The 23,084-nt window shown below is 48.4% G+C and carries 29 protein-coding genes and 6 pseudogenes; 21 read left to right on the plus strand and 14 right to left on the minus strand.

What is annotated here, in order from left to right; translation table 11 throughout:
- Positions 1 to 466, plus strand: a pseudogene (locus B5F22_RS10635) (F0F1 ATP synthase subunit beta); the annotation flags it as partial.
- Positions 466 to 870 carry an ATP synthase F1 subunit epsilon gene (gene atpC / locus B5F22_RS10640; RefSeq protein WP_087231619.1) on the plus strand — a complete coding sequence of 135 codons (405 nt, stop codon included), beginning with the start codon at positions 466 to 468 and terminating at the stop codon, positions 868 to 870. The pseudogene B5F22_RS10635 and the gene atpC, both read left to right, overlap by 1 nt.
- A 55-nt stretch (positions 871 to 925) precedes the next feature.
- Here atpC and sigK read toward each other — a convergent pair whose 3' ends face one another.
- From sigK to B5F22_RS10655, 3 genes and pseudogenes are all read right to left on the minus strand, one after another.
- Positions 926 to 1,615, minus strand: a complete 690-nt coding sequence (gene sigK, locus B5F22_RS10645; protein WP_087371719.1) for an RNA polymerase sporulation sigma factor SigK — start codon at positions 1,613 to 1,615, stop codon at positions 926 to 928.
- Between the two features lie 755 nt (positions 1,616 to 2,370).
- A pseudogene (locus B5F22_RS10650) lies at positions 2,371 to 3,276 on the minus strand (recombinase zinc beta ribbon domain-containing protein); the annotation flags it as partial.
- A pseudogene (locus B5F22_RS10655) lies at positions 3,276 to 3,770 on the minus strand (relaxase/mobilization nuclease domain-containing protein); the annotation flags it as partial. The pseudogenes B5F22_RS10655 and B5F22_RS10650, both read right to left, overlap by 1 nt.
- Positions 3,771 to 3,934: 164 nt before the next feature.
- Between B5F22_RS10655 and B5F22_RS10660 the strand changes: the two are divergent.
- From B5F22_RS10660 to B5F22_RS12115, 3 genes are read left to right on the plus strand one after another with little or no spacing between them, the layout of a single operon-like run.
- A complete protein-coding gene (locus B5F22_RS10660) occupies positions 3,935 to 4,474 on the plus strand; it encodes an ATP-binding protein (RefSeq protein WP_087392540.1) in 540 nt (179 codons plus the stop codon).
- Positions 4,471 to 5,991: a hypothetical protein gene (locus B5F22_RS12495; protein ID WP_204210587.1), complete on the plus strand. Its 1,521-nt coding sequence runs from the start codon at positions 4,471 to 4,473 to the stop codon at positions 5,989 to 5,991. Before B5F22_RS10660 ends, B5F22_RS12495 begins: the two co-directional genes overlap by 4 nt.
- 13 nt (positions 5,992 to 6,004) lie before the next feature.
- Positions 6,005 to 6,382, plus strand: coding sequence for an ASCH domain-containing protein (locus B5F22_RS12115; RefSeq protein WP_158096690.1), 378 nt, complete (start codon positions 6,005 to 6,007; stop codon positions 6,380 to 6,382).
- Positions 6,383 to 6,440: 58 nt separating this feature from the next.
- Here the strand turns inward: B5F22_RS12115 and B5F22_RS10670 are convergent, their stop codons facing one another.
- Complete coding sequence (locus B5F22_RS10670; RefSeq protein WP_087392541.1) at positions 6,441 to 6,731, minus strand: CD1845 family protein; 291 nt, start codon at positions 6,729 to 6,731, stop codon at positions 6,441 to 6,443.
- A gap of 175 nt (positions 6,732 to 6,906) precedes the next feature.
- Here B5F22_RS10670 and B5F22_RS10675 point away from each other — a divergent pair, with 175 nt between their 5' ends.
- The 7 genes and pseudogenes from B5F22_RS10675 (at position 6,907) to B5F22_RS10710 (ending at position 13,059) form a co-directional block, all read left to right on the plus strand.
- Positions 6,907 to 8,514, plus strand: coding sequence for an SIR2 family protein (locus B5F22_RS10675; RefSeq protein ID WP_087392542.1), 1,608 nt, complete (start codon positions 6,907 to 6,909; stop codon positions 8,512 to 8,514).
- A gap of 209 nt (positions 8,515 to 8,723) precedes the next feature.
- A pseudogene (locus tag B5F22_RS10680) lies at positions 8,724 to 9,923 on the plus strand (IS256 family transposase); the annotation flags it as partial.
- Positions 9,924 to 10,095: 172 nt separating this feature from the next.
- On the plus strand, positions 10,096 to 10,392 hold the full coding sequence (locus tag B5F22_RS10690) for a DUF3847 domain-containing protein (RefSeq protein ID WP_087233740.1): 297 nt from the start codon (positions 10,096 to 10,098) through the stop codon (positions 10,390 to 10,392).
- A 186-nt stretch (positions 10,393 to 10,578) separates the two neighbouring features.
- A pseudogene (locus tag B5F22_RS10695) lies at positions 10,579 to 10,941 on the plus strand (MobA/MobL family protein); the annotation flags it as partial.
- A pseudogene (locus B5F22_RS10700) lies at positions 10,941 to 11,354 on the plus strand (relaxase); the annotation flags it as partial. The pseudogenes B5F22_RS10695 and B5F22_RS10700, both read left to right, overlap by 1 nt.
- A gap of 600 nt (positions 11,355 to 11,954) precedes the next feature.
- A complete protein-coding gene (locus tag B5F22_RS10705; protein ID WP_242955115.1) occupies positions 11,955 to 12,596 on the plus strand; it encodes a type III toxin-antitoxin system ToxN/AbiQ family toxin in 642 nt (213 codons plus the stop codon).
- 70 nt (positions 12,597 to 12,666) lie between these two features.
- The gene (locus tag B5F22_RS10710) at positions 12,667 to 13,059 is read left to right on the plus strand and encodes a hypothetical protein (RefSeq protein ID WP_087373296.1); all 393 of its coding nucleotides are present in this window, start codon (positions 12,667 to 12,669) and stop codon (positions 13,057 to 13,059) included.
- A 78-nt stretch (positions 13,060 to 13,137) separates the two neighbouring features.
- Here the strand turns inward: B5F22_RS10710 and B5F22_RS10715 are convergent, their stop codons facing one another.
- From B5F22_RS10715 to B5F22_RS10735, 5 genes are all read right to left on the minus strand, one after another.
- Complete coding sequence (locus tag B5F22_RS10715) at positions 13,138 to 13,407, minus strand: type II toxin-antitoxin system RelE/ParE family toxin (RefSeq protein ID WP_087253967.1); 270 nt, start codon at positions 13,405 to 13,407, stop codon at positions 13,138 to 13,140.
- Complete coding sequence (locus B5F22_RS10720; RefSeq protein WP_087392544.1) at positions 13,404 to 13,625, minus strand: DUF6290 family protein; 222 nt, start codon at positions 13,623 to 13,625, stop codon at positions 13,404 to 13,406. Before B5F22_RS10720 ends, B5F22_RS10715 begins: the two co-directional genes overlap by 4 nt.
- A gap of 160 nt (positions 13,626 to 13,785) precedes the next feature.
- A complete protein-coding gene (locus B5F22_RS10725) occupies positions 13,786 to 14,559 on the minus strand; it encodes a Fic family protein (RefSeq protein ID WP_087231123.1) in 774 nt (257 codons plus the stop codon).
- A 108-nt stretch (positions 14,560 to 14,667) separates the two neighbouring features.
- Complete coding sequence (locus B5F22_RS10730; RefSeq protein WP_242955116.1) at positions 14,668 to 15,492, minus strand: Fic family protein; 825 nt, start codon at positions 15,490 to 15,492, stop codon at positions 14,668 to 14,670.
- 112 nt (positions 15,493 to 15,604) lie between these two features.
- Positions 15,605 to 16,045 (minus strand): helix-turn-helix transcriptional regulator, encoded by a 441-nt coding sequence (locus B5F22_RS10735; RefSeq protein ID WP_087392545.1) that lies wholly within the window; start codon positions 16,043 to 16,045, stop codon positions 15,605 to 15,607.
- 88 nt (positions 16,046 to 16,133) lie between these two features.
- On the opposite strand from B5F22_RS10735, the gene B5F22_RS10740 reads away from it, so the two are divergent.
- From B5F22_RS10740 to B5F22_RS10750, 3 genes are all read left to right on the plus strand, one after another.
- Positions 16,134 to 16,400 carry a type II toxin-antitoxin system RelB/DinJ family antitoxin gene (locus B5F22_RS10740; RefSeq protein ID WP_087231130.1) on the plus strand — a complete coding sequence of 89 codons (267 nt, stop codon included), beginning with the start codon at positions 16,134 to 16,136 and terminating at the stop codon, positions 16,398 to 16,400.
- Positions 16,400 to 16,660, plus strand: a complete 261-nt coding sequence (locus B5F22_RS10745) for a Txe/YoeB family addiction module toxin (protein ID WP_087231133.1) — start codon at positions 16,400 to 16,402, stop codon at positions 16,658 to 16,660. Before B5F22_RS10740 ends, B5F22_RS10745 begins: the two co-directional genes overlap by 1 nt.
- Before the next feature lie 267 nt (positions 16,661 to 16,927).
- Positions 16,928 to 17,629 carry a DUF5710 domain-containing protein gene (locus tag B5F22_RS10750; RefSeq protein WP_087231136.1) on the plus strand — a complete coding sequence of 234 codons (702 nt, stop codon included), beginning with the start codon at positions 16,928 to 16,930 and terminating at the stop codon, positions 17,627 to 17,629.
- Positions 17,630 to 17,847: 218 nt separating this feature from the next.
- On the opposite strand, the gene B5F22_RS10755 is transcribed toward B5F22_RS10750, so the two are convergent.
- Complete coding sequence (locus B5F22_RS10755; RefSeq protein WP_204210589.1) at positions 17,848 to 18,111, minus strand: sporulation sigma factor SigK; 264 nt, start codon at positions 18,109 to 18,111, stop codon at positions 17,848 to 17,850.
- A 279-nt stretch (positions 18,112 to 18,390) separates the two neighbouring features.
- Here B5F22_RS10755 and B5F22_RS10760 point away from each other — a divergent pair, with 279 nt between their 5' ends.
- The 4 genes from B5F22_RS10760 (at position 18,391) to B5F22_RS10770 (ending at position 20,579) form a co-directional block, all read left to right on the plus strand.
- Entirely contained in the window at positions 18,391 to 18,696 is a 306-nt protein-coding gene (locus B5F22_RS10760) for a hypothetical protein (protein ID WP_087392546.1), read from the plus strand.
- A gap of 126 nt (positions 18,697 to 18,822) precedes the next feature.
- The gene (locus B5F22_RS12120) at positions 18,823 to 19,191 is read left to right on the plus strand and encodes a hypothetical protein (RefSeq protein WP_143482247.1); all 369 of its coding nucleotides are present in this window, start codon (positions 18,823 to 18,825) and stop codon (positions 19,189 to 19,191) included.
- 85 nt (positions 19,192 to 19,276) lie between these two features.
- The gene (locus B5F22_RS10765) at positions 19,277 to 19,954 is read left to right on the plus strand and encodes a DUF3990 domain-containing protein (protein ID WP_087392547.1); all 678 of its coding nucleotides are present in this window, start codon (positions 19,277 to 19,279) and stop codon (positions 19,952 to 19,954) included.
- Complete coding sequence (locus tag B5F22_RS10770; RefSeq protein WP_242955118.1) at positions 19,938 to 20,579, plus strand: helix-turn-helix transcriptional regulator; 642 nt, start codon at positions 19,938 to 19,940, stop codon at positions 20,577 to 20,579. Before B5F22_RS10765 ends, B5F22_RS10770 begins: the two co-directional genes overlap by 17 nt.
- 80 nt (positions 20,580 to 20,659) lie before the next feature.
- Here the strand turns inward: B5F22_RS10770 and B5F22_RS12340 are convergent, their stop codons facing one another.
- The gene (locus tag B5F22_RS12340) at positions 20,660 to 21,088 is read right to left on the minus strand and encodes a DeoR/GlpR family DNA-binding transcription regulator (protein WP_087231148.1); all 429 of its coding nucleotides are present in this window, start codon (positions 21,086 to 21,088) and stop codon (positions 20,660 to 20,662) included.
- Here B5F22_RS12340 and B5F22_RS12815 point away from each other — a divergent pair.
- Together B5F22_RS12815 and B5F22_RS12700 are read left to right on the plus strand one after the other, a co-directional pair.
- Entirely contained in the window at positions 21,081 to 21,311 is a 231-nt protein-coding gene (locus B5F22_RS12815; protein WP_158096691.1) for a hypothetical protein, read from the plus strand. The two genes, B5F22_RS12340 and B5F22_RS12815, sit on opposite strands and share 8 nt — an antisense overlap.
- Before the next feature lie 36 nt (positions 21,312 to 21,347).
- Positions 21,348 to 21,551, plus strand: a complete 204-nt coding sequence (locus B5F22_RS12700; RefSeq protein ID WP_242955117.1) for a hypothetical protein — start codon at positions 21,348 to 21,350, stop codon at positions 21,549 to 21,551.
- Between the two features lie 68 nt (positions 21,552 to 21,619).
- On the opposite strand, the gene B5F22_RS10785 is transcribed toward B5F22_RS12700, so the two are convergent.
- The 3 genes from B5F22_RS10785 to B5F22_RS10795 form a co-directional block, all read right to left on the minus strand.
- Positions 21,620 to 22,165 carry a YcxB family protein gene (locus B5F22_RS10785; protein ID WP_158096692.1) on the minus strand — a complete coding sequence of 182 codons (546 nt, stop codon included), beginning with the start codon at positions 22,163 to 22,165 and terminating at the stop codon, positions 21,620 to 21,622.
- A 65-nt stretch (positions 22,166 to 22,230) separates the two neighbouring features.
- Entirely contained in the window at positions 22,231 to 22,881 is a 651-nt protein-coding gene (gene rpe / locus B5F22_RS10790) for a ribulose-phosphate 3-epimerase (protein ID WP_087392551.1), read from the minus strand.
- A gap of 17 nt (positions 22,882 to 22,898) precedes the next feature.
- Positions 22,899 to 23,084 (minus strand): transketolase C-terminal domain-containing protein (locus B5F22_RS10795; RefSeq protein ID WP_275532487.1); only part of this gene is annotated, 186 nt, incomplete at its 5' end.

Raw genomic sequence — 23,084 nt, forward strand, 5'->3', positions numbered from 1 at the left:
CGCCACCACCTTCGCCCACCTGGACGCCACCACCGTGCTGTCCCGTAAGATCGTGGAGCAGGGCATTTACCCCGCCGTGGACCCCCTGGAGTCTACCTCCCGCATCCTGGAGCCCGACGTGGTGGGCCAGCGGCACTACAAGATTGCCCGCGGCACCCAGGAGCTGCTGCAGCGCTATCGGGAATTGCAGGACATCATCGCCATTCTGGGTATGGAAGAGCTCAGCGAGGACGACCGCCGCACCGTGGAGCGGGCCCGCCGCATTCAGCAGTTCTTCTCCCAGCCCTTCTCTGTGGCCGAGCAGTTCACCGGCCTGGAGGGCCGCTATGTGAAGCTGGAGGACACCCTCCGCTCCTTCGAGGTGATTCTGGGCGGCGAGCTGGATAAGTACCCCGAGGTTGCCTTCAGCAACGTGGGCAACGTGGACGAGGTCGTGGCCAAGGCCAAGAAGATGGGGGCGGTATAATGGCAGAAGCCAATACCTTCTACCTGGAGATCATCACCCCCGAGCGGCAGTTCTACATTGGACCCGCTCAGGCCCTGATTTTCCCCGCCGTGGACGGCCAGATGGGCGTCTATGCAGGCCACGCCCCCACGGTTACCGCCATTGAGCCCGGCGAGCTGCGCTACAAGGTGGACGACGTGTGGGAGCCTGCCGCTGTGGGTGCTGGCTTTGCCGAGATCAAGCCGGACTATGTGATCCTGCTGGTGGGCTTTGCCGAGCATCCCGAGGAGATCGACCGCAAGCGTGCCGAGGCCGCCAAGCTGCGCGCCGAGGAGCGTCTGCGCCAGAAGCAGAGCATCCAGGAGTACTACCACTCCAAGGCCGCTCTGGCCCGGGCCATGGCCCGCTTGAAGACCCGGAGATAACAGAATATAGATAAAAGCGCATGTCTCACCCCGAGACATGCGCTTTTTTGCGCGCTCAATGGCTTTCGTAGGCCTGACGCAGCTTTTCCAGGGCCTTTTTCTCAATGCGGGAGACGTAGGAGCGGCTGATGCCGCACAGGGTGGCGATTTCCCGCTGGGTGAGGGGGGCCTGCTGGTTGAGGCCGTAGCGCAGCTTGATGATGTGGGCCTCTCGGGGAGTGAGGCAGGTGTCCACGCACTCCCGCACCCGCTGGCAGGAGTCCCGCAGGTCCAGGTCTTCCAGCATGGTGTCGTCCACGCACACCACGTCCATCAGGGACAGGGAATTGCCCTCCGGGTCCCCGTCCAGGCTGTCGGAAAGGGACAGCTCTCCCTGGGTTTTCCGCTGGGAGCGGAAGTACATGAGGATTTCGTTTTCAATGCAGCGGCTGGCGTAGGTGGCCAGGCGCACATTTTTGTCCCCTTTGAAGGTGGACACCCCTTTGATGAGCCCGATGGTGCCAATGGAGATGAGATCGTCCTGATCTCCCGTCTGCGTGTAGTATTTTTTCACGATATGAGCTACAAGCCTCAAATTGTGCTCAATGAGTTTGTCCCGGGCGTCGCTGTCCCCCTGGGCCATGCGTGTTAAGCAGTCCTGTTCCTCTTCCCGGGTCAGGGCCCGGGGGAAGGACCCGGTGTTGTTGGCCAGCCGCAGGGTGAAAAAGAGTCCGTTGAGCATTAACAAGAGCCATGCCGTCCACATGGTCACCACCTCCATGGGGAAGTGTATGCATGGGCGGCGTGTCCCTATGGCTGGGGATGGGGAAAACTAGAAAATGTGTAGATTGGAGGCTTTGAAATGAATTGATGAATGTGGGAAGATGTGGTAAAATAAAAAGCGATATTGCCATACATTACCCAAAGCATCACTCATCGAGTTAGAAAAATGATGGATGAAATGAGTGATGAAAGATCGCTCTGCACAGGAAGAAAATCGAGGCGTATCTGAAAACTCATGACTACCGTATGAACGCCAATATGCGGGAAGCAACGGCGAATAGGTTCTTGGCTAAGCTTTGAGAAGAAAATATATCGTAAAGAAAGGTATAGAAAAATATGGAAAAATTGCGTTTGGAGCAGGTGTTTACTGTAGCTGGAGTCCCAACATACACTTATGTCGTTCCATATGAGTATAACGAATTATTAGTTGCGGTTCGAACTCCAGGCAAGTGTATTGTAATAGAAGGTCCTTCTGGCATAGGAAAAACTACAGCAATTATCAAAATTTTGAATCAGTTACAGCTTAGTGAAGTGAAAGTTTACTCTGCAAGAAAAGAAAGTGATCTCCTAGAAATAAGAAATATTGCTGAGGGTCGGTTCCAGAACATTGCTATCGTAGATGATTTTCACCGCTTATCGAATGAGCTTCAAAGCAAGATTTCAGACTTGATGAAAGCATCGGTGTACAAGGGGTACAAACGAGATAAAATAGAAATGAGGGGCGATAGAGCGGAAATGTCAGATTTTCCACTCTATCTGAACGCAGTCGCTGGTGGCCTTGATTGTAGAAATCGAGCCATCGGCGGCTTTTCTCTTGTCGTCAAAATCTATGCTCTCCCAGTTGTCGAGATAATAGGACAGTTTCTTTATCTGCTGGGGCGATATGGTTTCGACGCTCAAATCGGCTATTGCTTTTGAAATGGTCTGACGGCGAATGTCCAGTTCTTCGATTTTCTTGTTGGCGTAAGCAAGCAAGGTCGCATTGGCTTCGGTCAGCGTGTCCAGCAGTTTTTCAATTTCTGCCTCCACCTGTGCCAGCTCTACTTGATAGGCTGTCAGCTTCGGATTGACCTTTTCCTCTTTGATGTGGAGTATCTGAAAATCCTTGAACTTCTCCTGCATGGCCGAGAAAATGAATTGCTCAAATTCTTCTTTGCGGATTTTCCCGCAGCCCGGACAACCTTTGTTTTCCGTCCGTTTGGTGCAGCGGAAGTAGCCTGTGCTGTTTGGTACATGGGTGGCTTTCAGCGCATACCCACAATGCCCGCATTTGATTTTTCCGGCCAGCCAAGTGTTTTTTGGTTTCCGCCCCTGCTGGAAGGTGGTATTTGCCATGAGCTTTTTCCGGCATTTCAGCCATGTGTCAGAGGGGATCAATGCTTCATGCGGAGCGATAACAAGTATCTGGTCTTTTAGGCACCTGTCCTTGCCCTCCTTCACATCCCGCCCCTGATAGAGATAGCAGCCGTTTGTTCCGGCAAAATCGGAAGCGTCATTGACAATCGCCGCGCCCTGGCTCTTGAAAAACTCGTACAGTTCCAAGTCGGCCTGTGCGTAAACAGGGTTCCGTAAAAGCTGGGAAAGGAAACTCCGAACCATTGACTTTTCGTAAATCTTGATACCCTGTTCCTCAAAGTAGCGGGTAAAGACAGCCCGTTTTCAAGGCACAGCCTGTCGGAGAGCCGACGGAGAGCAAAGCTGGAACCCCAGAAGTTTCGGAATTTCCGGGTACAGTCAAGGGTGGTGGAGTTGTAATAGATGTGACAATGGATGTGCTGCTTGTCGGTATGCGTGGTAACGATAAAAGCGTGCCGTCCCTTCGTCCAGCGCATAGCCAGCGCATAGCCGATACGGTTCGCCTCCTTCGGTGTGATCTCTCCCAGATAGAAGGACTGTCGTATCTGATAGCACAGCACATCATTAGCCTTTTTCTGTTCCCGGCCCGTCATGGCGGCATAGCTGGCTTTCGCCAAAAGAAACTCGTCCGCCACGGTGGCGGGGTCGCACTCATAAGCGGAGATATACTTTCCGCTTTCTGTTTTCTCCGGGTTTTTGCCATAGTCCAGACAATCCCGTATGGCCTCAGCAATCGTTTCGCCTTCGCCTGCATGGCGCTGCAACAAAGTTGTGGTAGCCAGAAATCATCCCTCCCTTCTATGAAAAAGGGCGGTCCGTCCAGACCGCCCCGACTTCGGGCCAACATGGCCCGAACATAAGATATTTGTCAAAAACACGATAGACTCCAACTTGATTTTGATGTAAAATATATACAATAAAGGATCGTTAAACGGGGGTTATACATATGGGGACGATATTTGTTGCCGGGACTTACGGTGTAGGGAAAAGCACATTATGTAATAAATTGTCAACTGCATTAAAAATCCCAGATTTTTCTGCCGGTGATCTCATTAGTGCGGTCAACGGTGAAACTTATGGAGCAAATAAAGTGGTTAGAGACAAAGATGCTAATCAGAATATTTTGGCCTCACAAGTCAAGCAACTTCTGAAATCGACCCCTAGTATTATTCTTGCCGGACATTTTTGCATATTTGACATAAATGGTAATGTTGATACTTTGCCGAGTAGGGTGTTCTATGATCTGGAAATAGAAACCATACTTTTGCTAGAGGCCTCGTCCTCACAAATTATAAAAAATTTGTCGATGCGAGATAAAAAAGAGTATTCCGAAAGTCAAATTTTACTTTTACAAAAAGCAGAACACGAAAAGGCACATGAGATTGCTACAAGCATAAATTGTAATCTGTATGTTCATCATATGCTTTTTGATGAAACTGATATTACAAGTTGCTTATCTTATATAGAAAGGGGCCCCAAATTATGAGAGCTTTGCTTGACACAAATATAATCATCCATAGAGAAAACAAGCGTGTTTCCAATTATAGTATTGGCCACCTTTTTCGATGGTTGGATAAGTTAAAATATGATAAAGTAATCCATCCATACTCTATATCCGAAATAAAAAAATATCGAGATCCAGAAACGCAAGAGGCTATTTCGGTAAAGCTGGAATCATATGAGGTAATCAAAACCATTAAGGAACCAGACGATTCTTTTTTAGAATTGATCGGAATTCCGGAAAAATCGCAAAATGACATGATTGATGATTGCCTATTGTTTGAAGTATATTCAAACAGAGTTGACATACTAATCACGGAGGATCGGAGACTAAGAAATAAAGCTATAAAGCTAGGTTTGAGTGACAGAGTTTTTTCAATAAATGCATTTATCAGTGCAGCGACGGCTGAAAACCCAAGTCTCATTGAATATAAAATGCTTGCCGTTGAAAAAACCTATTTCGGAAATGTTGATTTAACCGATTCTTTCTTTGACAGTTTCCGTATCGCTTATCCAGGATTTGATAAGTGGCTTGCTCGCAAGTGCGATGAAGAAGCTTACATATGTAATACGGATGCTGGAAAAGTACTGGGATTCCTCTACTTAAAAACAGAAGGTGTCGATGAGAATTACTCAGATATTGTTCCGCCCTTTAAACCGATGCGCAGATTAAAAGTAGGAACATTTAAAGTTGAATCTACCGGATTTAGGTTGGGTGAGCGTTTTGTTAAAATTATTTTTGACAATGCCTTACAACGCAATGTTGACGAAATTTATGTAACACTCTATACAGATAGAGAAGAACTGTCCGCTTTGGCTGCATTACTGAAAAGGTGGGGCTTCACTGAATATGGAGTAAAAATTGGAAACGGGAAAGAAGAACAAGTTTTAGTAAAAAGGATGAAAGATTTTGATCATAATATTTCTTTTCGCAAAAACTTTCCCAACATTCAGTATGATTGCAATAAGTATATTTTGCCGATTTTCCCACAATATCACACCACACTACTCCCGGATTCCAAACTGAACAACGAGAATAAAATTGATTTTCTCGGAAGAGAACCTCATAGGTATGCATTACAAAAGGTCTATATCTCGTGGGCTCCCGGAAATGGTGTAAAGCCCGGTGATCTAATTCTGTTTTATCGAACAGGCCCCGAAGGTTCAAATAAAAAATATACTTCGGTTGTTACAACAGTCGCTATGGTGGATGAAATTATTAGCAATATTCATTCTCAGGAGGAACTGCTTAGTATCTGTCAGAATCGAAGTGTCTTTTCTACCGAAGAATTGAAAGGCTTTTGGCGTGATCATAGGCGTAATTTAAAAGTTTTAAAATTTATATTTGTCAAAAGCCTGAGCAAAAGATTAACATTGGGCTACCTTTGGGACCATGACATTGTGTGTGCTCCAAGGGGGCCTAGATCGTTTATGAAATTGAGTGATGAACAATATAATCAGATTATGCACGATTCTGAGACGGAAATTAAGTATGTAGAATGATGAGGATTTAATTTTGAAGGCGATTCTATTATCAATAAAACCAGAATATGTTGATAGGATATTGGCTGGTACAAAAAAATATGAATATCGTAAACGGCTAGCACGAAGTAACAGTTCTGTTCTACTTGTATATAGCACATCTCCGGTAATGAAAGTAGTGGCAAAAGTTGAAATACTGGGGACTATTTGTGCAGCTCCCTCCACCTTATGGGAACAGACTAAAAGTAACGCGGGCATTAGCAGAAAAAAATATCGGGAATATTTTCATGGGTGCAAAACAGCATACGCCTATGAATTAGGAAAAGTGGAAATATTTGATCCTCCACGAGATTTATTAGATTACAATATCACACTTGCCCCGCAATCTTTTTCGTATGTAGATATAGAATAAAGCAGGAAAGGGTGGCCTCAAGCCACCCTTTCCTGCTTCGGGCCATGCTGACCCGAAGTTAACTTGTCAGAAACCGATACAGAGCGGATTTTCCTCCGTCCAGTGCCCAAAGCAGAGAGCACGCCGCCGCTTGCAGCCCATACGGCGAAAGGAGGAAGGCGAGGAACAGAAATACAATCCCGCCGATGGGTGTCGGCGTGAAAAAGAGGGCGATACCCAGCACCGCCAGAATCACGGAGGCAATCGTCAACAGGAAGGCACAAATATCAAACAGAAACACCACCAGAACCGCCAGAAGGGACAGCGCCAGAACGAAGGGCGCAACCAATATTTTCAGCAGTATCTTCATCATCAAAACCTCCTTTATTCTTTCTATCTCTATTTTACCATGCCTGCCTGGGGACATAAATGTCGCAAAAGATTAGTGAATCCTGTCCCCAGTGTATTACTACACCCAGCCTTTAGTTGACGAACAGGCACGCAAGAGATAGAATTATTAAAAAGCGGGCAACGGAGGAATACCAATGAGCGGAAAATATTTGAAATACATTCCTAAGACATTACAAGAAGATTTTATTGATAATAGAGTTATTCCGTTTGTTGGGGCAGGCTTTTCAAAAAATGCTATTGCCCCAGAGGGTGCGAGCATTTTAGATTGGGAAGGGCTCGGGAAAAAAGTGGCAACATACATTCCCAATTACACTTATACGAATGCCATTGACGCATTATCGTTGTTTGAAAGTGAGTTTTCAAGGACTAAGCTCATTGAACTTTTGGCAAGAGAACTCTATGTTAATGATCTAAAGCCGGGAAAAACACATCGGACATTTTGCGATCTTTATTTTGATACTATTTGCACGACAAATTTTGATTTCCTCATTGAACAAACATTAAATGAGAAACACATTCCTTTTTCGATGGTAGTTTCAGAGGAGCGCCTTCCAATAAGCACACATGAAAGAACTAAACTTATTAAACTGCATGGAGATTTTAATCATCCTGAAAGAATGGTAATAACCGAATACGATTATGATATATATGTTGATAAAAACAAAATTTTATCAACATACATATCCAACCTATTTATTACTAAAACGCTATTACTTATAGGATATAGTTTTGACGACAGCGATATTAGAACACTGTGGCAAATTATTGGTTCCCGCCTCGGGAAACTAAGCACTCCTGCTTATGTAGTTTTAGTAGATGCCAGCCCCATAGAAATAGCACGTTTTGAGAGAAGAAATATTAAAGTTATAAATCTTCCGGGTGACAAAGCCGACTATCCTGATATTTTGGATGAGTTTTTTTCTGAGATTAAGCAAGTTATTGATGAAAAGCTCCCCGAACAAATGGTGTTCACAAACGAGAAGGCTTCCGAAGAATTAAAAATGCCGGAGACGGATAATAGACTTTGTTATATTTCAGCACCATATCAAAGATTATCCTTTCTTAAAGATTTGCTATATCCTGTATTATACAATAACGGTATTTCTCCCATATCATTAGACGAAACTATAATGCCAGGCGAAATTATAACACGAAAGACTGACGCTCTGATTTCAAAAGCTTCAATGACCATTGTTGATCTCTCTGGTAACAACGCAAATATTATGTGGGAATTAGGAAACATAATGAGCAAGAACAAGCTATCTATATTGATTGTAGATGAAGATCAATCGGATATTTTGCCATTTGATTTACAAGGTCTACATCTTTTCAAATATAATTTATATGGTGATAACAAGCATTTTGTGGACACATTAAATGATTTTTTACAAGCGCACAATAACGGCAAGAAAAACGAACCGGAAGCCGAAAAGGATTATTTGAGGCTGTTTGACAAGGGTGAATACAATGCTGCCGTTATTGCGGCATTTAGGTTTTTAGAAATAACTTTATCCAGAAAGTACGACTTTGTAAGGACCTCTCTGATGGAATCCCTAAATTTGTTAAACACGAATAATGCTGAAGATGAAGAAGCTCTTTACAAAGTAAAGAAGTATAGAAAAATACGCAATAACATCGTACACAATAATGTTAATGTAGGAAAAAGAGAAGCCAAAGATATTATTTCCTGCATTGAAAAACTCTGTGCATCCATAAATAGCGGAAATCTAATCATATTATGATGTTTCTCATTAGTGTCACTTGGGGCCATAATGGTCCTAAGTGAAAAAGGGCGGCAAGCTCCAATTAAGGAGTTTGCCGCCCTCGTCTTACTTTGCCACCAGCTCGGAGATAAGGTACAATAAGTTTCGCAAATTAAAAAGCAGAAAAAGAGACATGGTTTGCAGCCCTCTGGTAGAATGAAGTCACGACACACCATTCTGAAAGGAGACAGCAAACCATGTCGGAAAAGATTGTACAGCTTAACGAGGAAGTAATCAAGGGTCAAATCAAAGAACTGGTACGAGGCAGCGTAGAGGAAACCCTCAACGAACTGCTGGAGGCCGAGGCGGAGAAGCTGACCCAGGCAGCCCGGTATGAGCGCAATGAGCAGCGCCAGGGCTACCGCAGCGGCCACTACAACCGAAATCTCACCACTACATCCGGGGACGTTACCCTGAAGGTGCCCAAGCTCAAGGGGATCTCCTTTGAAACCGCCATCATTGAGCGGTATCGCCGCCGGGAGAGCAGCGTGGAAGAAGCCCTCATTGAGATGTACCTGGCAGGCGTATCCGTCCGGCGCGTGGAGGATATTACCGAGGCTCTGTGGGGCAGCAAGGTGTCTCCGGCCACCATCAGCGAGCTGAACAAGAAGGCGTATGTCCACATAGAGGATTGGCGCAACCGCCCTCTGCAAGGTGGGCACTATCCATATGTCTATGTGGATGGGATCTACCTGCGCCGCAATTGGGGCGGAGAGTTTGAAAATGTGGCCATTCTGGTGGCGATTGCGGTGAACGAAGACGGATACCGTGAGGTTTTGGGTGCCGCCGAGGGCATGAAGGAGGACAAGTCCAGCTGGGTCAGCTTCTTCCAGTGGCTGCGTGGCCGTGGCCTGAATGGAGTCAAGCTGGTGGTTGGCGACAAGTGCCTTGGTATGCTGGAGGCCGTGGGAGAAGTGTTCCCTGAAGCCAAATATCAGCGGTGTACCGTCCACTTTTACCGCAATGTATTCTCGGTCACGCCTCGCTCCAAGGTGAAGCTGGTGGCAAAGATGCTCAAGGCGGTCCACGCCCAGGAAAGCAAGAAAGCAGCCCGGGAAAAGGCCAAAGCTGTGGTGGAAGAACTGCGCTCCATGAAACTGAAAGAGGCGGCCAAGAAGGTAGAGGATGGCATTGAGGAGACGCTGACCTACTGCGATTTTCCCAGCGAGCACTGGACTCGCATCCGTACCAATAACGTTATTGAACGACTCAACCGGGAGATCCGCCGCCGTACCCGTGTGGTGGGCAGTTTCCCGGACGGCAACTCTGCCCTCATGCTGGTCTGTGCCAGGCTACGCCATGTGGCTGGCACCCAGTGGGGAAACAAGAAGTACATGAACATGAAGCATCTGGAGGCTGCCATTGAGGACGTCTCCATTGCTGGCTGACTTCATTCACGCCAGGGGCTGCAAACCAATTTGCGCAAAACTCTGGACCTGTTGACAAAGTCATCTATAAACCTCGCTTCTATGCTATTGTCACGGTTCGCAACGCCATTATCAAGTTACAGAAATATTATATCAGGCGCGGCTGGATGAAGCCGCCAAAGGAGAAAGCGATATGCACAAAGAAATCACCACCCAAGCGAAACAGAAAAAAGACGAGCGCGAAGAAGTCCTGAAGGAAATCCGGCAGCTTGAGAACCGCCAGAAGATTTTGGAGAACAAGCAGCGCAATGAGGAACGCAAGGCCCGCACCCGCCGCCTGATTGAGCGCGGGGCCATTTTGGAGGGCGTTTTCCCTCTGGCCCCCGGCCTTCCCGGCGTAGAGGTCAAGGCGTTCCTGATTGCCCTGTCCCATCTTCCGGGGGCGGCGGAACTGGCCGCAAAACTGCCGAAATCCGGGGACAAGCCGTAAGTCCCTTGTTTACAAGGGCGCACTTATACACCGTTGCCGGTGTCGTGCGCCCTGCCGGGGCTGTTGCGCTCTCTGAGCGCGATGGGGCGCTACACTCCCCAAACCCCTTGTGCGCCCCGCGCAGCCAAACACCCGCTTCGCGTCTGTTCGGCTCCACGGAGCCTGAAATATCCCCGCCGAAAGGAGGTGCCACTCATAGATTTTTGCCATATTCCCGTCAGTATCATCAAGCGCAGCGAGGGCCGTTCCGCTGTTGCCGCAGCCGCCTACCGAAGCGGAACCAAGCTGACGAATGAATGGGACGGCCAGACCCACGATTACACCCGGAAAGGCGGCGTTGTCCATGCGGAAATCATGCTGCCCGCCCATGCCCCGCCGGAGTTTGCAGACCGTTCCACCCTCTGGAACAGTGTGGAGCAGATCGAGAAAGCCAGGGACAGCCAGCTTGCCCGCGAAATTGAGGCGGCCCTCCCCCGCGAGCTTACCAGAGAACAGCAGCTTGCCCTTGTCCGGGCCTATGTCAAGGACAACTTTGTGGACAAGGGGATGCCACAGCTCGCCATAATGAATTGTCGGAGGAGATCAAGGCAGCGGAAAAGCGCATGGCGGAGATTGCTGCGCTTCGGACTCATATCATCAACTATGCCAAGACCCGAGAGGCCTATGTGGCCTACCGAAAATCCGGCTACTCAAAGAAGTTTCGCGATAGCCACATAGATGAAATCTTGCTTCACCAGGCAGCGAAAAAAGCATTCGATGAACTTGCTGTTGAGAAACTTCCGACAGTAAAAAAACTTCAGACCGAGTATGCACAACTTCTTGAAAAGAAGAAAGAAGCATATCGGCAATACAAAGGCGTCCGAGAAGAAATGCGGCAACTACTTACGGCGAAAGCCAATGTTGACCGCATTCTTGGAGACGACTACTGTGGTAAAAAAGAAAGAAATAATGTTCAGCGATAGCTGGACAATAACGTTCGAAGAACGTGTAGCCACAGAATGAAATTCTGTGTTCAAGGGGGTTTGGGGGCGCTGCCACCAACAAGCAAAAATCGCATGTGGTCGGCCACATGCATTGCTTGCCAGTTTTGTGGCCCGCCTCTTTGCGGGCCACAAAACAAGCAGGTTTGCAAAGGGCGCAGCCCTTGCCCATCGGAGATGCCCTCCCGGCGAGGGAAGCTCACGGGACTGCATGAAACGTGGAAGGTGCGCCCCCAGGAGGGGCGCAAAGGATAGGCCCCCGGCCCCAGTTAGCAACCGTTGAGCAGAGCTGGACAGGTGTTCATGGTCTGGCATGAACGCCGCTTTCAGCGGAGCGAACGGAGATGATGTTGACATATTTTTTTGCAAAGGGTATAATAATAACGAAGAGTAGTGATGCTCAAAAAGCGGTGTACCCTACCAGGCGAGAGCCGAAGTGGGAGCGAAAGCAGCGGTGTACCCTACCAGGCGAGAGCTGAAGTGGGAGCGAAAGCAGCGGTGTACCCTACCATACAGTGGGAGCGAAAATAGCGAGGGGCTGAGTGTTGCACTCAGCCCCTTGCTTTTTAAGGAGGCTTTCAATTGAGTTGTTTTTCGTTTTATAAAGTGAACGCTGCGTATTGTGATTTCCTTCGAGATGCTGATCCGTGTGTCCCTTATACGATGGATCAAAAGTCGGCGCGTCCTTTTGTTGGTATCGTATTCAGCGTTAATGGTTTTCAATATTATGCGCCGTTGACATCACCAAAGCCCAAGCACCTGAATATGAAGAACCAGGTTGATTTTATGAAAGTGAATCGTGGAACTTGGGGAGCCATTAATTTCAACAACATGATTCCGGTTGTACCGGAATGTGTTGAAAAGGTTGATATGAGAATTACCTCTAGCGATTCCAAAGCAGATAGAGATTATAAGAACTTGCTATCCAATCAACTATCATGGTGCAACTCTCATCGTACACGCATTCTGAAGCAGGCTGAGAAATTACATGCGATGATAGTTCAAGGGAAAGCGTGGCCAACCCTGGTAAAACGCTGCTGTGATTTCCGAATGGATGAAGAGCGTTGCAAAGAGTATGTGCATCAGAACTTGCAACATGAGGTTTCGGCGTCCGTTCGTAGATCCAAAGTAAGTGTGCGAGAGACCTTGGCCGCCGCTAGTCGTGCTTGCTCTGATAGACATGCGCATTTGCAGGGTACTAAAAAAGACAAGCAAAGTCGGTAGTGACATCCTGGACGAGAATACCGTTGTGTAGTATTGTGTAGTAGAATCAAAAGACAAGGGAGGTAAGTATATGGGTTATCTTGTAGGAGTCGGATTTCTTATTGCTTTCAGTGTGGCGATTGGAGTGGTAGCAACGATCTTGGGTCTGTGGCTCGGTCAAATTATTTTGTTTGACAGCATTGCGATGGGAATCGTTGCGGGTGTATGCTGTCACCACTTTGCACATGTCCATACAGCATTATCTGTGCTTGTTGGCATTGGAGTTTGCGTGTTGTTTTTTGCGCTGCAAAATACAACGATTGGTTTTTTCCTTGTGGGTGGTATCTTCACGTTGGCGTACTCTGTGTTATTTGGATTGATCGCTCTTGTTTTAACTGCCGATACAATTTGGGGATTGGTGGTATTTGGATTGACCCTTATAATCGTTGCTGGACTACACCTGAAGGCAAGAGAAGAAAGTTAATAACTGCTTAAATAAAACAAAGAGCCTGGGGCGGATTTTGCGATCCGCCTCAGGCTTCTTTTGTTTCAGTGCAGTCTCTCAATGTTGGTAGACGTCTCTTCGATGTCCTACAGAGAGAGCAAGTATGACGAGCTTATCATCCTCAATTTCACAAATGAGGCGATAGTCTCCGATTCGGTATCGCCACTGACCACTTCTATTCGCGGTTAAGCCCTTCCCATGCAACCGAGGGTCTGCACAATCCACTAGGTTTTTTTCAATCCAGGCTTTCAGCATTCGCTGTGTATAACGGTCTAGTTTCTTGAATTCTCGGTCAAAACGAGAGGTTGTTCGGACGGAATATTTCACAAGTCCAGCTCCTCCCACAGAGCAGAGATGGGCCTGCTTTGCATCCCTCCCTCAACGTACTCACGGTGTGCAGCATCGGCAACTGCTGTGTCATATTCCTCTTGGATTTTTTCGAAAAGAGCGGTTTTGAACGCTTCCCCCAAGGACATGGAGTGAAGTTTGGCATAGCTTTCCGCCAAGGATTTTTCTTCCGCTGTCAGTCTGATGGAAAAACTCATAGGCTCAACTCCTTTCGTAATACATTGTACTACAATTGTGCGGTTCCGTCAACTTAGGAGAAGCTACCGACATACGATGGACAAAAGAGAAGAAGAATAGAACTAAGCCGATGTCGGGCATGGTGTCCGACATCGGCTTAATTCTATTCTTGTAAGGACCTTAGCGTGCTTGGCCCCGATGGTGTTTGCGTTCAGCTCGCTGGATTTGCTTTTCCCAGGTCTTTGCCGTTTGTGCTCTAAGAAAGTCACACAAAGGGCCTAACTCTTGGTGAGTATCCCAGGCTTCCAGGGCTTGATAGTATGCCTTGCGATCCTCTTCGTGAATAACAATGGGAGGGTGACCGTGCAACACGAGAAAGTAGTTCATGGCCAGCCGACCCGTTCGCCCATTTCCATCTGCAAAGGGGTGAATGTTTTCAAATTTGGCATGAAAGTAGGCAGCGGCCGTCAGGGCGTTGGCATCAGAGATGTCCTGGAGCTCATCCAGTAGCTCCGACACTTCATCAGCAACATCTTCAGGAGCAGCTCCAACTTCTTCTTTCCCTGTCACATTGTCATGGTATTTGTATTCTCCGGGCCGTTCGCCGAGCTGATAACGCCTTGGGTCATAGGTACCCTTGGTTAGCAGCTGTTGTAGTGCCTTGATAAAACCTTCGTTCAACGGCGTCCGTTGATGGAAAGACTGAAGGAAAAACTCATTGGCGTCTTTGGAATTCTTGATTTCAAAGAGGGTGCGGAGATCGCCAGTATAGGAGGAGACACCATCTCGCTCAAAGATATCCCGGGTGTCGTGATAGGTGATGTTGTCGTTTTCAATTTTACCGGAATTGTAAGCAAAGGTAATGCTGTGGCCATTTAGGGCTTCTGCAAGTTCTGCATCTGTAGAGACATTTCGCAGTTGCCATAAGTGTACAGCTTTCTCGTAGTTGTTCATAGAGTACACCTTTTTCGCATGTATTTGTCGTCATTGTACCATGAGTTTATAGGATGGGCAAGAACGCTACCTCTCGGATTTGAGAGACAGCGTTCTTTTATGCCTGTTTTATCGTTCCGGGGTAGGTTTCTTTCGAGTTGGGAGCTTAATATGGAACATCCTGCAATAGTCCCTTTGAGCCTCTAACTCGCACTCGCAGATCAGATTGACAAAAGAAGCATCACTGGGGTTCTGACGCCTTTGAGCCTGCTGGAGCGATGTGATATAGCTGTGGCGCAGAATTGGAGGGATGGACACTAGGCAGTACCCCTTGTTCACTAGAATGAGATTCATAAGCAACCGGGCGGTACGTCCATTCCCGTCCTGGAAGGGATGAATATCTACCAGTCGCCGGTGTGCGTAGGCGGCCAGCAGTACCGGGTGCATGGTGTCTTTTCGACTGTTGAGATCATCTACCAAGCTGGACATCTGGATGGGTACTTCTTCGGCGGGCGGAGGAACGTACTCTGTTCCTGAGATGAAGACCTGGCCGCTACGGTATCTCCCGGCGTGGTCTGGATCAATGCTGCCATAGAACAAGCCGTGTAAATGAAGAATGGTTTCTTCCCGAAATTCCAGCTGTCCGCCCCGGGCAATCTCCAGCATGTAGTCGTAGGCTCGGGCATGGCCTGTGGCTTCGTAGCAGTCCCGAATGGGCTTGCCCCCCACCGTAATACCGTCCTCTAGCAGCACCTTTGTTTCAGACAATGTCAGAGAATTTCCTTCCAGAGCATTTGAGGAGTAGGTAGTACCGATCCGAAAGTAGGCATCCAGCTCCTTCACTTCATCTGGAGACAAAGGCCGATGCTCCCTAATTAACATTGCGTATTGGTCGATTTTATCCAAAAGGGCTTTGTCTGCCACGAAATCACCCACCTTTACTTTCTTTTTCATAATTGTAACATACTTTTCACGCAAATACCACGCTTGTTCAGTGGATATTTCTTGTTCGACCTCTGTGGAGTTAATAGTAACCCACACCACGAACTGTACAGGGCTCGTTTTGTCACCGGGCGTAGTGATAACGCCAGCGGTCATATTCCGCTCTGGTAATCTCACCGCGCCTGAGTTGATCGGAAACTTGCTTCCATGCAAGCAGGATCTCATTCAGCTGTTTTGCCTCTCTGTTTTTGAGTGGATTAACCTGAAGGTAGGCAGCTCCGTTATGCTCATAGATCTCCAGCCCATATCTATCTTCTAGGGAAAACAGTGTGTGCATCAGTTCAACTGGAGAGTCGATGTCTGGAACTGACAACGCAGCAGGGGCAACATCCAGTGTCTGTGCGATTTTGTCTAACAGATCCTGCCTGGGAACACGATAGTCGGTTTCGTACTGTGCGATTCTATTATCTGCGCCCTTTTCAGGAAGGCCCAAAGCAATGCCAAGTTCCTTTTGTGTCATACCACGAAAGATGCGTATTCTCTTTATTTTCTCTCCTGTTGTCATGGAATTTCCCCTTATAAAGTCGTAAAGAAAATTACTTGCTTTTTTCTTTAATTTTGCATATACTGAACGTAGGAAGGGAGTGTTGTATATGGCGCACACGGTCAATGTTAATTTTAAGCTGGACGAAGATGTGAAAAAAAGAATGGAGCGAGCCTGTGCCGAGATGGGCCTTTCCATGAGTGCAGCCTTTACGATATTTGCAAAGAAGGTTGGCAGAGAGTGCCGTATCCCATTTGAGGTTTCAGCTGATCCATTTTATTCGGAAAGCAATCTCCGGCACTTGGAGAGTGTCATGCAGGACGTCAAGGCGGGCAAGGCCCACTTTGCTGAGCATGATTTGCATGAGGTGGATTGATGAGATTGCTGTGGGAGGATCGAGCGTGGAGCGACTATCTGTATTGGCAGACACAGGACAAAAAGACTCTGAAACGGATCAATGCACTGATAAAAGATATTCAGAGGAGCCCTTATGAGGGAATCGGAAAGCCGGAGCCGCTGCGGGGCAACCTAAGTGGCTTGTGGAGTCGCCGCATTGATGAAACCAATCGCATCGTTTACTTTGAGCAGGAAGAGGTCGTGTATATTATCTCCTGCCTGGGACATTATGACGATTAGTGAGTATCAAAAATGAATAGGGGAAAAGGAGAGCTGTCCATTGAGGGCCAGCTCTCCTTATTGATTTTGCGTATAGGTCAATTTTATCCAAAAGGGCTTTGTTTGTCACGGAATCACCCGCCTTCACTTTTATTTTTATAATTGTAACATACTCTCTAGATATGGACAACGGGGTACATTCCTTGTAATCATAACCAAGAGATGGTAAAATAAATCTGCAAGCTTAGGATAGAGCCTGGAATGATGCAGGAGAGAGGAGTGTTGCGCATGCATGTATTGCTGGATGTTCCCTATCAAGAGAAGGACCTTGCGAAAAAAAGAGGGGCTAGATGGAATCCACAGCTCAAATCATGGTATGTAGATGATCTGACCAAAGTTGGAGCAGTTTCAGAATGGATTGGGAACGATAATATCGTATGCGAAAATCTGTACATTCTTACAAAAGAACATACATGCTGGAAATGTGGGAGAAATCTTGATGTTGTGTTGCTGGCAACTGACAACAGCTGTTCGGTGGATGACGGTTATCAACGCAATCAAAATCTGCAAATATTGACTTATGTAAAAAGGATGCCCCAAGGACTGGAAGAATACATGAAACAGCTGTTATACTATCCAGAATACTCCGTGCGAGCAAAAACAAGGTATTTTTTAAACCATTGTAGTGCGTGTAAAAGTAGCCAGGGCGATAATTTTTTACATGAGGTCCCAAAACAATCCTTTTACAGTAGGCTGTGTTATAGGTCTGAGCCTCCGATTAGGTATGCAAGAATCCAGAACACAAGATGTGTACGGCTACAAGCTAATTTGCCCTACTACGATGAATTTTGCTCTTCTATGGAACTTTTGATGCACCATATGCGGACAGGGAGTGAAAATAGGGCTAGCATGCGGGTGAGTCAGAAGTTGATAAACAAACTGTTTCAATGCAGTACAAAAGAGGAGGACATATACATTCCGGGATTGTAGAGCTGTTTCGTGAATGTTCCCATAAAAAGCGTAGAAGGAGTGCCGCCTACCGGGGGGGCACTCCTTTTTTGCGCTTTGACTATCCCTCAGACGTCATTGCGCTGCTGGAGTCGTCGCTGGTGATATTGGAAGCAGATGAGTCCTTGTTGGGTGCAAGTCCGGAGAGGATTTTTTTATATTCTGCCTCTAACTCATCAAGGAACTTCTCAGATGTTGGATTATCTCTGGCAGCTAAAATTGCGTAGGCAAAGTCCATTACAAGCATACGTTGTTCTGCGGATAACTTTCACGATATGAGCTACAAGCCTCAAATTGTGCTCAATGAGTTTGTCCCGGGCGTCGCTGTCTCCCTGGGCCATGCGTTTTAAGCAGTTCTGTTCCTCCTCCCGGGTCAGGGCCCGGGGGAAGGACCCGGTGTTGTTGGCCAGCCGCAGGGTGAAAAAGAGTCCGTTGAGCATTAACAAGAGCCATGCCGTCCGCATGGCCACCACCTCCATGGGGAAGTGTATGCATGGGCGGCGTGTCCCTATGGCTGGGGATGGGGAAAACTAGAAAATGTGGAGATTGGAGGCTTTGAAATGAATTGATGAATGTGGGAAGATGTGGTAGGATGGGAAATGAAATTTGCTATGCATCACTCAAAGCATCGCTCATGGAAGTAGATAAATGATGGATGAAATGAGTGATGAATCTCTTTAAGTCAAGATGAATTTTGATAGACTGTTATATCATTCTTCTTAGTGAAATTCTGGAGGTAAATTGTGATTACAAAAATATTGAATCATTTAGATGATATCGTTAAAATCATTGAGGCATTGTTTTATGTTTCGATGGGTACAGTTGCCGTATTGATGTTTTTAAGTGCGCGAAAAACAATTCTTCAACCAATGAAAACGGAGGTTTTCAAAAATCAAGTTGAAGTTTTCACATCTATCATGAAACTTTTTAATGGTAAAACAGAATCTGAAATTCGCCATGCATTTGACTTTGATGAAATGCTTAGAGCCAATATTTTTAAGCTGTTGGATGACTATTTAGAAACCTTTTATAATGTCACTTTCGACTAGAATGAGCGTCCATACAATAAAAAAGCTTGCCCATGTTCTATACTTACCTCTGAGTTTGCCGAACGATATTTAGTGGCCCCTGATTTGTCTTCTGAAAATGAAAGTGTAGAAAAGGATCCACCTTCTATGTCGAAGATGGAAGTTTGGAATAATTATATTTATGGAGAAATTTGTCAAACTGTCTCTAATACAAAAATGCTTGCACAAATAGATGAGATTATGAAATCCCCGTTTCTTACAAGCGAAAGTATCCGACTTCTTTCGGAAATTAAAAAAATAGTCTTGGATAATATATTAACAATAGGAACCGTTCTTACTGATGTGGCAAGAGAGTTGCCGACGAAATGTCCAAATATCAATGATTTGAAAAAAAGAGATACTATGGTTTCAATTGCAAATGAATATAATAAAAAGTTTATTTGCATTGAACCTTATTGTGATAAACTAACTAAATATTTGAGGAGTTATTTCAAAGTTGAGTCAATAATGACGTGAACCATTCAAATTTATGCCATGAATAGTTGTTGTTGCTATTATACTCCTGTAGGAGTATAATAGCTTTAAGAAGGAGGTGACCCCCATGGTCCGAACACTCTACCACGGCTCTCCCAACATCATTGAGAAGCCCATCTATGGACATGGAAAAACCTATAATGACTACGGCTTAGGTTTTTATTGCACCGACAGCCTGGATATGGCCAAGGAGTGGGGAGCAGGGAAGGACCGGGACGGATATGCCAACTGTTATCGGCTGGACTGTGACGACTTGCGCATCCTCCGTCTCAACGACCCGCAGTTCTGCATTCTGCACTGGTTGGCGGTATTGCTTCAAAACCGGGAGTTTGACGTGCCGTCCGGGCTGGCACTGGAGGCCAAAGAGTACATTCTCCAACATTTTTTGGTGGAGTATCAGTCCTATGATGCCATCATTGGCTATCGGGCGGATGATAGCTACTTTTCCTTTGCCCAGGACTTCATCAACGGCACCATTTCCTACCGCCAATTGACCAATGCCATGCATCTGGGCAAGCTGGGGGAGCAGTTTGTGCTGAAAAGTCCCCGTGCCTTTGAATGCCTGGAGTTTGTGGGGGTGGAATTGGCCCAGAGTCAGGAGTGGTATACCAAGAAGATGTTGCGGGATAAGTCCGCCCGCCGGGAATATTTCAGCGTGGAGCGAAACCGCCGCCAAAAAGGTGATTTGTACATCACGCAGATTATGGACGAGGAGATGATGCCAGGTGATGCACGCCTACGATAAGGTCTATCTGGACAAGGCCCGCACCGCCTTAGGGCGTATGCTGGATTTTGCGGTGTACGATCTGGGCTATGAGATTACCCGGTTTTTTGACCTGTTTCTCGGCTCTGGAGTGGCAGCTCGGTTTGAAGAGGGGGATTTCACCCTTTTGGTGGGGATGTCTGGGGTGGAACTGGCCTACCACGTGTTGGAGCAGGCAGGGCTTCCCATTCAGCGCATCCAGCCCCGATACACCATGGACCGCAGCGAGGAATATTGGACGGGCTGGGCCTTGGCCTACTATCAGTGGGAGACCTCCATGAGTTTTGCAGAGATTACCCGATATGTGCCCATTCTGGATATCCAGGCACTGTATTCCCCCTATCATGAGATGGATATCCGGCAGTTCTGCGACAAAATGAATGAACTGTATCAGGCGGCCAAACCGGAGACCAATCTCAAATTATTCCGGCAGCGAGCGGGCCTGAGTCAGCGGGAATTGGCGGAACAATCCGGTGTACCTCTGCGTACCATCCAGCAGTATGAGCAGCGACAGAAGAACATCAACAAGGCCCAAGCGGAATATCTGGTGCTGTTGTCCCGGGTGCTGTGCTGCGGGATGGAGGATTTAATGGAGAAAATCGTGTGAAAATAGACCCTAATTGTACTCATACGGACATAGAGAAAGAGGAGACAGCCGATTGGCGGTCTCTTCTTAAACTTTGTGTGTTATTTCTCACTCGGGTGACCCTTCGTCACCTGAATGACTTCCATGCCAATATACCGCAGCTGTTCCACCACGGCGGCTGGGGCCAGTTCATCGGTGATGACAGTACCCATTTTCTCCAAGTGCAGGCTGGCATAGGTGCCAATGACGCCCACCTTGGTGTGGTCGGCCAGGATGAAGTAGCGGTCGGAGTGGCTGAGCATGGTCTCGTTGATGCCCAACTCCGTGGGGATGCCGCACAGCAGCTCTCCGTTGGGGGAGATGCCCGTGCAGCCGATGAACGCCTTCCGGGCGTGTACCATGAGCAGGTTGCGCATGGTGCAGTCTCCGGTGAGAATGGCGTTCTGGCCCCGCACTTCTCCACCGGACAGGGTTATGCGCAGGTTGGAGGGATATTTCCGGGCACACACCAGGCCGTTGTTGGTGAACACCTGGACATTCTTTGCCCCCCAGGAAGTCCAGCAGCCCCAGGGCGGTGCGGCTGCCGTTGATGAAGATCTGATCGTTTTCCGCCACCAGATTGGCGGCGTACTGGCTGATGAGATCCCGGTACAGCTTCACCTGGTCGGCATCTCCGGCGGAGGAGACGGGCTGCTCCGCCACAGCGCCGCCGTAGAAACGGCTGATCAGGCCCTGGTCCTCCAGGTGCTGTAAATCCCGGCGAATGGTCATGGGGGAGACATCGAAGATTTGGGACAGCTCCTCCAACAAAATCTGATACCGGAGCAGACGGTTGTGGATGGCGGCGCAGTCGCCGCCGGTGCGGGCCTGGAGCAGCTGATTGGCCCGCTGATGCAGGGCCTCAAAGGTCTCCGGGTCCACCCCCAGCGTGTGCTGGGCGTACTCCGTCAGAGCCTGAAAGGCCACGGCGTGGGCGGCGTCATAGTCGTATAGCGTGTTGTCAATGTCAAAAATGACGGCTTGAATCATAGTATCACCAGGCTATCCAAGAGGCATGTGACTTACAGGGCATAGAATTGGAACTTCTTTTTGCACTGCTGCATATAGGTGCGCAGAGCGTCTGCGTCTTCCGGGGACAGGGCCTTTTTGGGAAGAATGTAGTAGGCCTTGCCCTTGATGACGAAGTAGAAGCAGCGTTCCGTTTCAAACAGACCGTAGATCTGGCGGAACTTGCTGTGGGCGTGGTTTTTCTGGCCCTCCAGCTTCATGTCCACCCCATCGGCATCCATGCGAAAGGTGGCCCGGTGGTTCTCGTAGTATTTGCGGTACTTTTTCAAGGTGTCGTCTGCACCGCTGCGCCGACGGCTGGACACCGCCACCAGAATCATCAGGGAACAGACGATGAGATAGCCAGCCGTGGCGATTTGGAACCCGTGGCGGTACAGCTGAAAGCCAAAGTAGATGGCACCCGCCACACCCAGCACCCCGCAGATGATTCGTACCACCGGGGAGAGGGAACCTTTGAGATGGTATAGCTTCTCGAAATCCGAGAGAATCTCATCGGTATAGACAAAGCTGGCTTGAAACATGGAACTCTGGCTTTGCATAGCGTGCCTCCAATGTGTGAGAGATGGTGAGAGGATGGGGCCGGATGGCCCCATCCTCTCACCCGTTAGCCTTTCAACTGCCGAACGGCGGCGGAGGCGTCCTTGGCGCCGAATACGGCGCTGCCTGCCACCAAGGCGGTGGCACCGGCCTCCGTGCACTGGGGGGCGGTGGTGCCGGGCTTGACGCCGCCGTCCACCGAGAGAATGGGGGAGACCCCTCGACGGGCGCACTCGGCCCGCAGGGCCCGAAGCTTGTCCAGAGCTCTGGGGTCAAAGGGCTGTCCGCCGTGGCCGGGCACGACTCCCATCACCAGCACCAGCTCCAACTGGTCCAGGTAGGGGAACACCGCCTCCACGGGAGTGTCCGGGTTGAGGGCCATGCCTCGTTTGCAGCCACAGCCGTGGATGGCGGCCAGGGTGGCGGACAGGTCGTCGGTGGTCTCCACGTGGACGGTGATGTAGTCCGCCCCCGCCTCTGCAAAGCGGTGGACAAAGCGCAGAGGATGGGAGATCATCAGGTGCACATCCATTACGGCCTGGGGCAGGGCGTGGTGCAGGGTCTCCAAAACGGGAAGGCCGAAGCTGAGGTTGTCCACAAAGTGGCCGTCCATGACGTCAAAGTGGATCATATCTGCCCCGGCGTTCAGCACCCGGGCGCAGTCCTCTCCCAGGCAGGTGAAGTCTGCGGAGAGCACCGAGGGACAAACAAGTACCATGGGCCGCCTCCTTGAAATTAGCCCTGGGACACCAGGGACTTGGTCACCTCGACAATGTGGTCGGCGCACAGACCAAACTGCTGGAGCAGAGCGGCGGCGGGGCCGGAGTGGCCGAACTCGTCGTTGACGCCGATGCGGCGCACGGGGGTGGGGCACTGCTCGGCCAGCACGCCGCACACGGCCTCGCCCAGGCCGCCCAGCAC

It is taken from the genome of Pseudoflavonifractor sp. An187 (assembly GCF_002160275.1).
GTDB lineage: Bacteria > Bacillota > Clostridia > Oscillospirales > Oscillospiraceae > Enterenecus > Enterenecus faecium.